Source organism: Micromonospora sp. NPDC048947, from assembly GCF_040649495.1.
GTDB lineage: Bacteria > Actinomycetota > Actinomycetes > Mycobacteriales > Micromonosporaceae > Micromonospora > Micromonospora alfalfae.
In genome coordinates this window covers 37,181-49,441 of the sequence record NZ_JBEZFO010000032.1, presented here as the reverse complement: position 1 = coordinate 49,441, position 12,261 = coordinate 37,181, and the positions used below count along the sequence as shown (strand labels likewise).

Annotated in this window: 12 protein-coding genes; 2 read left to right on the top strand and 10 right to left on the bottom strand. The window is 71.2% G+C overall.

What is annotated here, in order from left to right; all coding sequences use genetic code 11:
- Positions 1 to 1,011 precede the first annotated feature (1,011 nt).
- The 3 genes from AB0B98_RS31285 to AB0B98_RS31275 all read right to left on the bottom strand — a co-directional run bounded on the left by AB0B98_RS31285 (position 1,012) and on the right by AB0B98_RS31275 (position 4,785).
- The gene (locus tag AB0B98_RS31285; protein WP_357367268.1) at positions 1,012 to 1,641 is read right to left on the bottom strand and encodes a hypothetical protein; all 630 of its coding nucleotides are present in this window, start codon (positions 1,639 to 1,641) and stop codon (positions 1,012 to 1,014) included.
- Between the two features lie 14 nt (positions 1,642 to 1,655).
- A complete protein-coding gene (locus AB0B98_RS31280) occupies positions 1,656 to 3,434 on the bottom strand; it encodes a DUF4012 domain-containing protein (RefSeq protein ID WP_357367266.1) in 1,779 nt (592 codons plus the stop codon).
- Between the two features lie 103 nt (positions 3,435 to 3,537).
- Entirely contained in the window at positions 3,538 to 4,785 is a 1,248-nt protein-coding gene (locus AB0B98_RS31275; protein ID WP_357367264.1) for a glycosyltransferase family 4 protein, read from the bottom strand.
- Between the two features lie 168 nt (positions 4,786 to 4,953).
- On the opposite strand from AB0B98_RS31275, the gene AB0B98_RS31270 reads away from it, so the two are divergent.
- Positions 4,954 to 5,508: a low molecular weight phosphatase family protein gene (locus AB0B98_RS31270; protein ID WP_357367262.1), complete on the top strand. Its 555-nt coding sequence runs from the start codon at positions 4,954 to 4,956 to the stop codon at positions 5,506 to 5,508.
- On the opposite strand, the gene AB0B98_RS31265 is transcribed toward AB0B98_RS31270, so the two are convergent.
- On the bottom strand, positions 5,489 to 6,952 hold the full coding sequence (locus AB0B98_RS31265) for a polysaccharide biosynthesis tyrosine autokinase (RefSeq protein WP_357367260.1): 1,464 nt from the start codon (positions 6,950 to 6,952) through the stop codon (positions 5,489 to 5,491). The genes AB0B98_RS31270 and AB0B98_RS31265 overlap by 20 nt on opposite strands.
- A 380-nt stretch (positions 6,953 to 7,332) precedes the next feature.
- Here AB0B98_RS31265 and nhaA point away from each other — a divergent pair, with 380 nt between their 5' ends.
- A complete protein-coding gene (nhaA, locus tag AB0B98_RS31260) occupies positions 7,333 to 8,664 on the top strand; it encodes a Na+/H+ antiporter NhaA (RefSeq protein WP_357367270.1) in 1,332 nt (443 codons plus the stop codon).
- 102 nt (positions 8,665 to 8,766) lie between these two features.
- On the opposite strand, the gene AB0B98_RS31255 is transcribed toward nhaA, so the two are convergent.
- From AB0B98_RS31255 to egtC, 6 genes are all read right to left on the bottom strand, one after another.
- Positions 8,767 to 8,964, bottom strand: a complete 198-nt coding sequence (locus AB0B98_RS31255) for a hypothetical protein (RefSeq protein ID WP_238672039.1) — start codon at positions 8,962 to 8,964, stop codon at positions 8,767 to 8,769.
- Between the two features lie 4 nt (positions 8,965 to 8,968).
- Entirely contained in the window at positions 8,969 to 9,292 is a 324-nt protein-coding gene (locus AB0B98_RS31250; protein WP_238672038.1) for a hypothetical protein, read from the bottom strand.
- Positions 9,289 to 9,651 (bottom strand): DUF1622 domain-containing protein, encoded by a 363-nt coding sequence (locus tag AB0B98_RS31245; RefSeq protein WP_238672037.1) that lies wholly within the window; start codon positions 9,649 to 9,651, stop codon positions 9,289 to 9,291. The genes AB0B98_RS31250 and AB0B98_RS31245 overlap by 4 nt, the downstream gene beginning before the upstream one ends.
- A 39-nt stretch (positions 9,652 to 9,690) precedes the next feature.
- The gene (locus AB0B98_RS31240; RefSeq protein ID WP_124854391.1) at positions 9,691 to 10,278 is read right to left on the bottom strand and encodes a TMEM165/GDT1 family protein; all 588 of its coding nucleotides are present in this window, start codon (positions 10,276 to 10,278) and stop codon (positions 9,691 to 9,693) included.
- A gap of 217 nt (positions 10,279 to 10,495) precedes the next feature.
- Entirely contained in the window at positions 10,496 to 11,461 is a 966-nt protein-coding gene (gene egtD, locus AB0B98_RS31235) for an L-histidine N(alpha)-methyltransferase (protein WP_357367257.1), read from the bottom strand.
- A gap of 20 nt (positions 11,462 to 11,481) precedes the next feature.
- Positions 11,482 to 12,258, bottom strand: coding sequence for an ergothioneine biosynthesis protein EgtC (gene egtC, locus AB0B98_RS31230; protein WP_357367255.1), 777 nt, complete (start codon positions 12,256 to 12,258; stop codon positions 11,482 to 11,484).
- Positions 12,259 to 12,261: the final 3 nt, after the last annotated feature.

The window sequence follows — 12,261 nt, the reverse complement described above, 5'->3', positions numbered from 1 at the left end:
CCGGCGAAGACACCACCGGCGAACGCGAGACCGGCAACGGACAGCATGCTCTTACGGAAGATCGTGTTCATGAGGGGTAGCTCCTTCGGGGGTAGGACACCCCGACCGCCAGGGGGGCGGCGGCGGGGTGTGAGCACCTCGTCCGGCGCTGCACATACCAAGGGGGAAAAGTCTGGGGGGGGTGACGTCCATCAGGGCGTCGGGTCGGCGACCTGCCGAGCCGGGGGGCTCGTGGCGCCGGGACCCTGTGTAACGACCGGCGGACCGGGGTCATTCCGGGTTGGCCCACCCGCCGGCACCCCCGTCGAGGCGGTGCCAGGTGGTCGTTCGTGGGGACTGCAACGACCGGGCGTTGGCCGGCATTCCAACCAGGGCGACCTGCCCCGATGGGGCGGGCGGCGAGCCGGTGGTGCTGCGATCGTCAGGGTATGCAACGACCCCCGCCCCGCCACGATTCCGACCCACGAGTGCGCCCGGTCACCACCCAGAAACCCCCGGTCACGGACAAACCACCCATCCAGCGCCGCATCCAAGGCGTCGAATCGCCCCCACCACACGTGATCCACTCGGGTTCACGGAAGACGGGGCATCCCGGACGGCCGGACACCCCGACATCATGAAACCCGAGTCGATCATGAATGGGTCGACCGCGCAAAGGCCGCAGACACACCGAAGCCGCACGCCGAGGCCGCAGATGGGCAGCTGGCGGACACGCGGGCTGGGCAGCGCCTCAGCGTGACCGTGTTGAAGGCCGTTCGGCGGTGTTACCCACCCCGCCTGGGAAGAGACTGTCGCCGGTGACGGGTGCGGGCCGGGCTGACCCTCGATACGGCAGCGCTGGACGTTGGCCGTACCGCTCGATGTCGACGTCGACACCGGCGGGCATGGCCGGACTGACGACGGCCCGGGGGACGGCGCTGGCGGGCGTCCATCCGAACAGGCTGGCGCCCGTCGGAGTGTTCCGACGGGCGCCAGCTTGCGTGCTGTCCGGGCGCGGCCCGGTGGTGTGGATTAGTGCGCCGCGCCACCGAAGCGCTGGCGACGACGCCAGGCCAGGGTCAGCAGCAGCATCACCGCTCCGGCGCCGACCAGGCCGCCACCGAGCTTCATGGGCGTGCCGAGGCTGTCACCCGTGACGGGCAGCGGCTGCTTCTTGTGCAGCACCCGCAGCTCGGTGGTGGCGGTACGGCCGGACTCCCGGCCCGTGGCGGTGAAGGTCAGCAGACCCGTCACCGACGGCTTGTAGCTCTTGGTGAAGCGACCCTGGGCGTTGGTGTACGCCGTGAAGTGCAGGGGCGCGCTCGCCTGGTAGGCCACCGGAGCCATTGCCACGGTGCTGCCGTCGCTGCGGCGAGCCGGAGCCGCGCCGCCGGCCGGAGCGGCCTGCGGAGTGACAGTCACGTCGATGTCGACGGTCTCGTTCGGGCCGAAGTTGGTGCCGGTGAGCACTACCGTCTCGCCGAGGTAGATCGTCGGCCGGTTGACGGTCAGCGACGCGGCGGTCGGCGGGTACGGCGGCGGTTGCGGCGGGTCGGTCGTCGCGGTGGGCTGCGGCTGCGGCTGTGCCGCCCCCGCTGCCGTCGGCACGGCCACCACGGCCAGGCCGACCGTGAGCGCCATGATGATGCGGGATAGCCGCATGATTTGGTTCCCTCCTACTGATCACAGCTTGGTGCGGAATGAACTTGGGTGGTCCAGGGGCTGGCGGTGGGGGTCAGCCACAGCTCGGCCTGCCCAACGCCGGTCTTGGCCGTCAGCAGGGTGACCTCCAGTGCCCGCTCGGCGCCGGGGCCGACATCGACGCTGGCCGTCGCCACCTGACGGCGGCGTTCGGTGCCGCTGCCAAGTGCCGTCTCGACCCCGTCCAGCCGGGCCTCCAGCACCGCGCCGCCAGCCGGGCTGAAGATCGACACCAACGTGCGGGCGGTGTACGGATCGCCAGCCAGGCCCAGGCCGAGCACGGATTTGCTAAGTCCGAACTTCGGCGCCGTTGAGCGCAGGGTCACCCGTAGCCGGAGCTCACGGCGGCCGTCCGATCGGCATTCGCCGACCGTCAGGTTCGCCGTCGGCCGCAGGTAGTAGCCGAGCTTCGCGCCGCTGCCGTCGTTGAGGAACACGCCGACGGTCGGCACGGTGTCCTGTTCCGGAAGCGTCCCGGCCATCCGGCTCTCGCCGAATGTCCGCTGTTCCTCAGGTCGGGCACTCCAGAACAATATCCGGCGTTCGGTGATAGCACGGTCAAATGCGGACAACAACACCCGTGGGTTGACATTCTTCTTGAAGAAGGCGTCGAACACCGCGGACGCCGACGCCGCGAAGTACTCGTCCTGCTGTTTGACGTCGAGACTCTGGTAGCTGTCGTTGAGCAGGGTCTGCACTACCTTCTCGCTGGCGAGCGGGACACCGCCGGGCACCAGCACCGGACCGGTCGCCTTGAGCAGATAGGACAGCACCACCGGATCAACGGCGAGCACGCCGTCGACAGTGGTGCCGGTCTTGCGCCGGAACATCTCGCGGTAGAGCGTGGCGGCGGTCGGGAAGTGCGGGGACAGGTTGACGTCGGCGGGGTAGATGCCGGGCAGGTCCGTCCAGAGCGCCCGGGTCTCGGCGGGCACCTTCAGCGCCGGGGTGAACTGACCGAGCGAGGACGTGCTGCCCTGCTTGCCCATCTTCACCTTGCCGTTCTCCGCCTCGATCATCGCGTACGCGCCGAACATGCCGCCGGTGGCGCGCAACTCGGCGAGGTTCTGCGAGACGAGCAGGTAGCGGCGTGGGCCGTTCGCGCCGAGCAGCGGCGGGAGCAGGCGGGCACCCTGGTCGGCGGCCGTGGTGAGGCTGGCGAGGCGGTCGATCTCGTCGCGCAGGTCGCTCAGCGCCTGCCGGATCTGACTGACCAGACTGTCGGCCGGCACCGCCGCCAGGTTCTGGCGGGTACGTTGCACCGACTCGTGCACCCCGGACAGCTCCGTGGAGACGGCGGCGAGCCGTGCGAGGTCCACGCGGCCGCCGGTCGGCACCAGGCTGGCCAGGTCCGTCCGGAGCAGGGTCGGGAACGCGTGCCGGGCCAGTTCGTCGATGGCGACCGCGATCTGCGCGACGGCGTCGAGGTCGTCGCCGGCGATCGGCGTACGCCGTCCGAGCTCCCAGCTCGGGTCTGCCGTTGCCGTACGAGCCGCGCCGGCCTGCTCCTGAAGGGCGGCGAGCGTCCGCAGGGCACGGTCGGTGTCCCCACCGACGATCTGGGCGCTCAACTCTCGGGCCAAGCCGGCGGCGTTGAGCAGGTGGGTGCGCGCCTGCCAGCCGCGGAAGCCGATCCACCCGCCGGTCGCCAGCAGCAGCGAGCCAACCACGAGGGCGCCGAGGAGGGCCCGTCGCAGTCGGGCCCGCCGACGACGCCGGGACCGGCTCCGTCGCCGGATCGGACGTTCGCTCACCGTCACACCACACTCCCATTCGCGGAACCGGACAGAAGGTCGATTCCCTGACGTTCTTAGCACGCCTGAGGGAATTTCGTACCGTTATTGCAATTGTCGTCCCTTAAGCGAGCTTTCTTCGTGGTTCAGTGGCGGGCTCTGCGACCCGTCCGGCGGCCTCGTGCAACAGCCGTTCGATCTGGTCCACGCCCGCGGGCAACGACATCTCGCGCAGGTACGCGGCCCTCCCCCGGCGCCCCATCTCGGTGCGGGTCGGCGGCGGAATGGTGGCTGCCAACCAGAACCTGTCGGCCAACGCCGCCCAGTCCTCCGGCGGGCAGGACAACCCAGCCCGAGCCCGTTCGACCAACTCGGCCGTGTCCCCACCGGCGGAGGCGATGACCGGCGCGGCGCAGGAGAGCGCGGCCTGGAGTTTGCCGGGCACAGTGCCGCGCAGCTCCGGAAGGTCGCGCAACATGACCAGCTGGTAGTCGGCGGCGGCGTACAGCTCGGGCATGTCGACCGGCGACCGCCGCTCCAGGAAACGAACGTTCTCCGCCCCCAGCTCCGCGGCGAGCCCCCGCACCCGCCGCTCCGCCGCGCCGGAACCGACCAGAACCAGATCCATCGTCCGGTCCAGTGCCGCGGCCGCACGGACCGCCGTCTCCAGCCCCTGGCGCGCCCCTATGGTCCCGGCATGCATCACCACGCACCGACCGTCACGACGAACCAGCTGGCGGGCCGCCGCGCCGGGTGTCGCCGGATGGAAGATCCGCTCGTCGGTCCAGTTCAGCACCAGTCGGACCCGGGCCGGGTCGGCACCGGCGGCGACCACCAGGTCCTTCATCGACGGCGCCGCGACCGCGATTCGCGCGGCGCTCCGGTAGATCCGGGTCATCGTGCCGCGCATCCGCGCCGCCCAGCGGCCCTCGCTCCCCTCGTCCGCGCCGTCGCGGGTCCAGACGTCCTGCACGTGCAGCACCGCCGGCACCCGCCCGAGCAACCGGAGCACCCCGGCGGCGGCGAACGTCGTCGCCGGCAGTTGAAAGACGTAGAGCGCATCCACGTCTCCGAGGAACCGGCGTGCGACCAGCCCTGCGCTGCCGGCGAAGGAGAGGTAGCTGGCCATCCGGCCGCCGACGGACGCGGAACCCCCGGGGTACCGGGGCACCCGTCGGACGCTCAGCCGTTGGCTGTGCGTCTCGTGGTGCCACCGCTGCCGCCAGCCGGGATAGACGTGGCCACCGGGGTAGTCCGGGAAACCGGTGAGGACCCGCACCTCGTGCCCACGCGCGGCCAGCTCCTCGGCGAGGCTCCCCGGGATGAACGCCGGCTCGGGCGGAAAGTGGTACGAGAGGATGCCGATCTTCACCGGCGCGCCTCCGTCCCACAGGGATCGCCGGCGACCGGCGCGGCACCACGACCGGCCGGCGTGCGGCGCGCGTACGATGCCGACAACCCCTCCCCGCGCGACCACCGGCGTCGACGCACCGCCCCGGCGGTGCGAGCGCCGGTGTCCGTACCGATGAGAGGGGCACCGATGGCTGATCGCGTGTTGTTCGTCTGCCACGCCAACCTGTGCCGGTCACCGATGGCCGAGTACCTGGCCCGTCGGCTGCTGGCCGACCGACCCGTCGAGGTGGCCAGCGCCGGCACCGACGCGATCGACGGGCTGGCAATGCACCCGTACGCCATGGAGGTCGCGACCGAGATCGGTGCGGACCCGGCGGCGTTCCGGACTCGGGGGTTACGCCCCGAGCATCTGGTCGACGCGACGCTCGTGCTGACCGCGACCCGACGCCAACGCTCGATCTGTACCTCGTTGGCGCCGGGAGCGCTGCACCGGACGTTCACACTGCGCCAGTTCGGCCGGCTGGCCGCGGCGGCCGAGCCGCCCGCCGACTCGGCCGACGACCCGCTGCGGGCGGCGATCGTCGCCGCCGCCCAGGCCCGGGGACGGCTGCAACCCGCAGCCCCGGACGAGGACGACCTTCGGGACCCTATCGGCGGTACCGCGGCCGACTTCCGACGCTGCGCCGAGGAGATCGAACGGTCGCTGCGACCCCTCGCCGCGCTCATCGGGGCAGCCGGGTGAGTTCCTGGGTGTGGTCGGGGACGCCGTTGACCCCGTCGGCTGTCGCGCTGTGCCGGCCGGACGTGGCCCGGTCGGCGGGCACCGACGCCTCGGCAGTCGAGGCCACCACCCGGTAGGCCTCGTACTGGTACGCCTCGGCCTTGGCGACCTTGGCCATGTTCAGCACACAGCCGAGCAGCCGGACCGAGACCGAGTGCAGTGACCGGGCCGCCGCGGCGACCTGGGTGCGCGAGGTACGGCCCTGCTGGGTCACCAGCAGCGCGCCGTCGGCCTGCACGGCCACCACCACGCCGTCGGTCACCGCGAGCAGCGGCGCGGTGTCGATGATCACGATGTCCGCCGACTCGCGCAGCGCCAGCAGCAGGTCCGACATGGCCTTGGAGCCGAGCAGCTCACTCGGGTTCGGCGGGGCCGACCCGCTGGGCAGCACCAGCAGCGACTTGTCGCCCCAGCGCTGCACGACGTCGCCCACCTTCACGTCGCCGACCAGCACGTCGGTGAGGCCGACGCCGGCGTCCAGGCCCAGGTAGTCGTCGACCTTCGGGCGGCGCAGATCGGCGTCGACGAGCAGCACCCGCCAGCCCGCCTCGGCCAGGGCGATGGCCAGGTTGCAGGAGAGGGTGGTCTTGCCCTCGCCCTGCAGGGCGCTGGTCACCGCGATGACCCGGGCAGGCTCGTGGACGTCCACGAAGCGCAGGTTGGTCCGCAGCTTGCGGACCGCCTCGGCGCGCGCCGAGGTCGCGGCGTCGCCCACGATGAGCGGAGCGCTGCGGGCGTTGGCCTCGAACGGAATCTCACCGAGCAGCGGGCTGCCGGTGGCGCGTTGCAGGCCGGCGGCGTCGCGCAGTCGGACGTCGGCGACGCCGCGCAGGATCGCCAGACCGATGCCCAGGATCAGGCCGACCAGGCCACCGAGGGTGAGGTTGCGGACCGGCTGCGGCGAGACCGGGTTGGCGCTGACCCGCGGGCCACTGACCACCTCGATCTTGATGGGCGCCTTGCCCTCCGGCGTCGTCTCCACCTTCTGTACGAGTTCGACGAACTTGTTGGCGAGGCTCTCCGTCACGCGCAACGCGCGGGTCTGGTCGGTGTCGGTGACCGATGCCCGCAGCAGAACGGTGCCGGTCTCGGTGGAGGTGCTCACCCGGCGCTGAACCTCGTCCGCGGTGAGGCCGACCGGAGTTTCGGCGACCACGCTCTGCGCCAGCCGGTCGCTGCTGAGCAGGTCGGCGTACGACTTGACGCGCTGCTGGAGGAAGAGCCCGCCCTGGTAGGCGTCGGTGACGCCGGTGTTGGGGGTGGTGACGAAGAAGGTCACCGAGGCGACGTATCGAGGTTGGGCCCGTACGGTCAGGAACGCCGAGACGCCGAGAGCCACCATGACCGTGACCAGCGCGACCCACCAGTGCCGACGCACGTGGCGCAATTGGCGGAGCAGGTCCATCAGGAGCGCCCCCGTGCCGGTCCGGTTACGGCAAAGAACTTCACGAAAACCCCCAAGGTCGTCTCTAAACTCGTGAAACCATTAAAGCGGCTCATACGGCTTATGTCCGGAGTTACCTATATTCCGGGTGCGAGATGTGCGCCCGCATGACCAACCCGACAAACGTCCATTCGGCAGCGGCGACAACTGGGAAAAGTCGAAGCCGCGATCGAACGGCGTCCGATCGGCCCAGCGGTCGCCGCCGGCCGCACCGCCGGATAGGGTCGACAGCGGTGTGCCGGGAAGTCTGGTCGGCGAGTGGATTCCTGCCGTCCCGACTCCTGTAGGTGAGCCCGAAGTTGACCTCCCCCACCCCGCCGACCGGCCAGCGTCCGCCGAAGATGCGGCTGTTCTCCCGATCGTCCTGGCCGCAGGCCCGGCACCTGGCCGAGGTGCTGCGCACCGAGACCGTCGGTGGCGCGCTGCTGCTGTCAGGCGCTCTGATCGCGCTGATCTGGGCCAACTCCCCGTGGTCCGACTCGTACACCCGGCTGGGCGACGTCGTGCCCTGGCCCGGCGCGCCCTGGCACCTCGACCTGAATCTGGCCACCTGGGCGGCCGACGGCCTGCTGGCCATCTTCTTCTTCGTGGTGGGCCTGGAGCTCAAACGGGAGTTCGTCGCCGGTGACCTGCGCGACCCGCGCCGAGCCGCGCTGCCGATGGCGGCCGCGCTCGGCGGGATGCTGCTGCCGGCGCTGATCTACGTGGCGGTGGTGCTGAGCGGGGGCGGGGAGGGCCTACGCGGTTGGGCCATTCCGACAGCCACCGACATCGCTTTCGCGCTCGCCGTACTCGCGGTGGTCAGCTCACATCTGCCCCAGGGCCTGCGCGCATTCCTGCTCACCCTCGCGGTGGTCGACGACCTGTTCGCGATCATCATCATCGCGATCTTCTACACCGCCGGATTCCATCCCGTTCCGCTGCTCGCCGCGTTCGCGGCGATCGGGCTCTTCGCGGCGCTGGTGCAGCGAGGGCGTACCTGGTGGTGGGCGCTGATCCCCCTCGCAATCGCCGCCTGGACACTGATGCACGCCTCGGGCGTGCACGCCACGGTCGCCGGGGTCCTGCTCGGCTTCACGGTCCCGGTGCTCGCCCGTCGACGGGCGGGCGGCGACCAGCCGACCACCGGGAACGAGCAGGCAGGCACCGCGGAGGCGGGCGAGGGTGGGCTCGCCGCCCGCCTGGAGCACCGCTGGCGGCCGGTGTCGGCCGGCTTCGCGGTGCCGATCTTCGCCTTCTTCGCCGCCGGGGTCACACTGCGCGGCACCGACCTGGGCGCCCTGCTACGCGACCCGATCGTGATCGCCATCGTCGCCGGTCTGGTGTTCGGCAAGAGCATCGGCATCTTCGGCTCGACGTACCTGCTGGCCCGGTTCACCCGCGCCGAACTGGACGAGGACATCACCTGGGCCGACCTGCTCGGCATCGCCCTGCTGGCCGGCGTCGGCTTCACCGTCTCGCTGCTCATCGGCGACCTGGCCTTCGGGGCGGGCAGCACCGCTGGCGAACGGGTCAAGGCGGCGGTGCTGCTCGGCTCGGTGCTCTCCGCCGGGCTGGCCGCCACGGTGCTCGTCCGCCGCAACGCGGCGTACCGGAGAGTGGCAGAGCGGGAGCGGCTGGACGCCGACGGGGACGGCGTACCCGACGTCTACCAGCATCCCGACGCCCGCTGACCGCGTCGACGCGATTCAGCGAACGCGAAGCGCCAAGGGCGGCGCGGCGAGCGCGGTTTCGCCGCCCTGCCGCGCCGCCGCACCAACCGCGCGGGCTGGCGCTCAGCGGCGACGGTCGGCGGGCGGCAGGTCCTCGGTCTCCTCGACCAGCGCCTCGGCCGTCGGCCCGGTGAGGTCGTCGCCCGGCACCGCCACCGCCTCGACGCGATCCTGCTCGTCGGGCTTCCCACCGGGCGGCGGCTCCGGGGCGGTGGCGCCGCCGGCGTAGCCGTACTCGTTCGGTTCGTCGTGCCGGCTCATGTGGTCATCCTCCCGCTTTTCCCGTTTCACCTGTCGAGGCCAACGGTAGGTGGTGATCGTCCTCAGCGCAGGGCGCCGGGGATTGTCGACCGGACCATGGGGGTCGGCGGCTGAGCGCCGCACCGAGCAGCTGACGGAGGGCGATGATCGCCACCGCGCCGGCCAGGCCGTTCCACCCCGGCTCGCCGGCGAGGTGCAGCAGGCCGGCCGCGGTGAGCAGGTCCAGCACCACCCGGACGCCGCGGCGAAGCGCCCCGGTGGTGAGCGTGGTGAGCACCCCGGCGACCAGCGCCAGGGCGGTGACCGCCGTGACCAGGGTGCCCGTCACGGTCGACGCTCCCCCTCGGCCACCTGACGCTGCTCCTGACGGATCTCGCGGCCCAGGAAGTAGTTCAACGCCGTTCGGATCGTCGCGATGGCGGCCAGTTGGCCGATCTGCGTGAACGACGGGGACACCGCCGTGCGCAGCACGTCGGCCGCCAGCTGGAATTCCAGGCCGAGGGTCAGAAAGCGGCCCAGCGAGAGCCGGATCGGCGTGAAGCGGGCGGCGGTGCGGTGTCGCAGCCCTTCGACCACGAACCGCACCGCCGCCCACACCGCACCCACGAAGATCACCAGCGCGCCGGCCACCTCCACCACGGCAACCAGCACCTGGTCGCCCTGGCGCAACAACTCGGCTGGCTCCACCCCGGGCCGTTACCCGCCCTCCGGGCAGCTAGTCGGCGCTCAGGTCAGCTCGTTCACCGCTTCGAGGATCAGCCAGAGACCGGAGATGGCGAAGAGGATCGCGGCACCGTACTTGATGGTCTTCTCCGGCAGCCGCCGGCCGAGCATCCGGCCGACCAGGATGGCCAGCGCGTCGGCGGCCACCATGCCGATGGTGGAGCCGAGCCAGGTGCCGAACCAGCCGTACTTGGTGGCGAGCGTGATCGTGGCGAGCATCGTCTTGTCGCCCAGCTCGGCGAGGAAGAACGCCACGGACACCGCGACCAGCGCGGTCTTGTTGGTCTTCTCCGCCTTGCGCTTCTCCTCCTCGGTGAGCTTGTCCCCGCGCAACGTCCACGCACCGAACCCGAGGAACGCCACGCCGGCAACCAGGGAGATCCACTCGGTCGGCAGGACCGCCCCGAGACTCGCGCCGATGGCGACCGACGCCAGGTGCACCACGGCGGTGGCGACCGTGATGCCGATCAGCACCGGAATCGGTTTGAAGCGCGTGGCGAAGGTCAGCGCCATCAGCTGGGACTTGTCCCCCAGCTCGGCGACGAAGATGACGCCGAAGCTGACTACCAGCGCGGCGAAAAATCCCTCCATGACATCCTTCCCGTTCACGCCGGGAGGAGGTACAGGGGCGCCCTCGACCCGGCTGCAACAGCCTGAGTCGAAGGTCTCGCCCGCCCCGAGGAAACCGGGGCCGCGTGGCCGGATGCGGAACGCACCAGTATGTCGACCACGACATTGGGGGCTACTCCCCTTCGCGTGATCAGCCTATCGGATCACCACCCGGCCCGACCGCGCCGGGTGAACAGGCTCACCGCGCCCGCGCCAACGTGACACCGAAGAGCGCGTCCGGGTCGGTCCAGAACTCCGTCGCGGCGAAGCCGGCAGTGGCCAGCTCCGCGGCGACCCCCTCCCGGTGGAACTTCGCCGAGACCTCGGTACGCAGCTCCTCCCCCGCCGCGAAATCGACAGTCAGCCCCAGCACCCGCACGCTCATCGGCCGGGTCGCCCGCAACCGCATCTCGATCCACTCGTGGTCGGGATCCCACACGGCGACATGCTCGAACGCGGCCGGGTCGAAATCGGCGCCCAACTCCCGATTGATCACGTGCAGCACATTGCGGTTGAACTCGGCGGTGACCCCGGCGGCGTCGTCGTAGGCCGGCACTATCACCGACGGGTCCTTCACCAGGTCCGTGCCGAGCAACAACCAGTCGCCGACCTCCAACGCGGCGCGCATCGCCGTCAGGAACTCGGCCCGCTCGGCGGGCAACAGGTTGCCGATGGTGCCACCGAGGAACACCACCAACCGCCGACCGCCGGTGGGCAGCCGGTCCAGTTGCCTGGTGAAGTCCCCCACGATGCCCCGCACCCGCAGGCCGGGATAGTCGGCCGCGATCTGGGCGGTGGACCCGCGCAGCGCACTGACCGACACGTCGAGGGGGACGAACGTACCCAGCCCACCTCGGCGGGTGAAGGCGTCCAGCAGCAGCCGGGTCTTCTCCGACGAGCCGGAGCCCAACTCGATGAGCGTCTTGGCCCCGGTCAGCGCCGCGATGTCGGCAGCGTGCGCGGCCAGCACGGCCCGCTCGGCCCGGGTCGGGTAGTACTCGGGCAGTCGGGTGATCTCCTCGAAGAGTTCGCTGCCCCGAGCGTCGTAGAACCACTTCGGCGGCAGCCACTTGCGGCCGGCGCTCAACCCGGCCCGGACGTCGTCGCGCAGGCCACGCTCCAGGTCACCCTCTTCGAGGTAGATCTCCAGGGGTTCCGCGGTCATCGGTTCGCTCCTCTGTTCGCTCAACCGTTGCGTGCCTGCCCGGCGCGGCTCACCGGGATCGGCAGTGGACGTACGCGCACCTCACCCGCTGTGGCGACGACGAGGTGCCCCTCCGGCACCGACCGCCACCCGGGATCGTCGTCGTGTGGCTCGGAGGCGAGCAGCACCGAACCCGGCGTCTCGCGGACCGACAACGCGTGCCCCGCCACGCTCGCCACCACCCGGTGCCCGTCGGTGAGCAGCAGGTTGAGCCGCGACCCTGGGGCTGCGGCGGCGACATCGGTCACCGTCCGCCCGACCGCCTCGACCGGGTCGGCACCAGCGCGCAACCGATGCCGCACCAGCGCCCAGAGCAGCGCCGAGTCGGTGGAGGCGTCCAGAGTGAGCAGGTCACGCACCGGCAGACCGGCGGCGAGCGGCACCACGGCGTCCGGCCAGCCGCGCACCACACCGTTGTGGCTGAACAGCCACCGCCCCTCGGCGAAGGGCGCCGCCGCGTTGTCGAGCACCGCCATCCCGACCGTGGCCGAGCGGACCGCCGCCACCACCGCCGCGCTGCTGGTCACCGCCGCCAGTTGGGCGATGGTCGGATCGCTCCAGATCGGCTGCGCCCGCCGGTACCGCACCGGCTCACCCTCCCCCGGGTACCAGCCGACACCGAACCCGTCAGCGTTGATCGTGCCGCCGCCGCGCATGTCGCGAGGCGCCCAGGACTGCCGCACCAGCGAGTGCGGACTGTCGAACAACAGCTCGGCCAGGGTGACCGGCGGCCCCAGGTAGGCCAGGTGGCGACACATCAG

What these genes read in the sequence shown, in the direction of transcription:
- AB0B98_RS31285 (WP_357367268.1), bottom strand. Translation starts at nt 1,641, where the DNA reads ATGCGGCTATCCCGCATCATCATGGCGCTCACGGTCGGCCTGGCCGTG.
- AB0B98_RS31270 (WP_357367262.1), top strand. Translation starts at nt 4,954, where the DNA reads ATGGCTGATCGCGTGTTGTTCGTCTGCCACGCCAACCTGTGCCGGTCA.
- AB0B98_RS31265 (WP_357367260.1), bottom strand. Translation starts at nt 6,952, where the DNA reads ATGGACCTGCTCCGCCAATTGCGCCACGTGCGTCGGCACTGGTGGGTC.
- nhaA (WP_357367270.1), top strand. Translation starts at nt 7,333, where the DNA reads ATGCGGCTGTTCTCCCGATCGTCCTGGCCGCAGGCCCGGCACCTGGCC.
- AB0B98_RS31255 (WP_238672039.1), bottom strand. Translation starts at nt 8,964, where the DNA reads ATGAGCCGGCACGACGAACCGAACGAGTACGGCTACGCCGGCGGCGCC.
- AB0B98_RS31240 (WP_124854391.1), bottom strand. Translation starts at nt 10,278, where the DNA reads ATGGAGGGATTTTTCGCCGCGCTGGTAGTCAGCTTCGGCGTCATCTTC.
- egtD (WP_357367257.1), bottom strand. Translation starts at nt 11,461, where the DNA reads ATGACCGCGGAACCCCTGGAGATCTACCTCGAAGAGGGTGACCTGGAG.
- egtC (WP_357367255.1), bottom strand. Translation starts at nt 12,258, where the DNA reads ATGTGTCGCCACCTGGCCTACCTGGGGCCGCCGGTCACCCTGGCCGAG.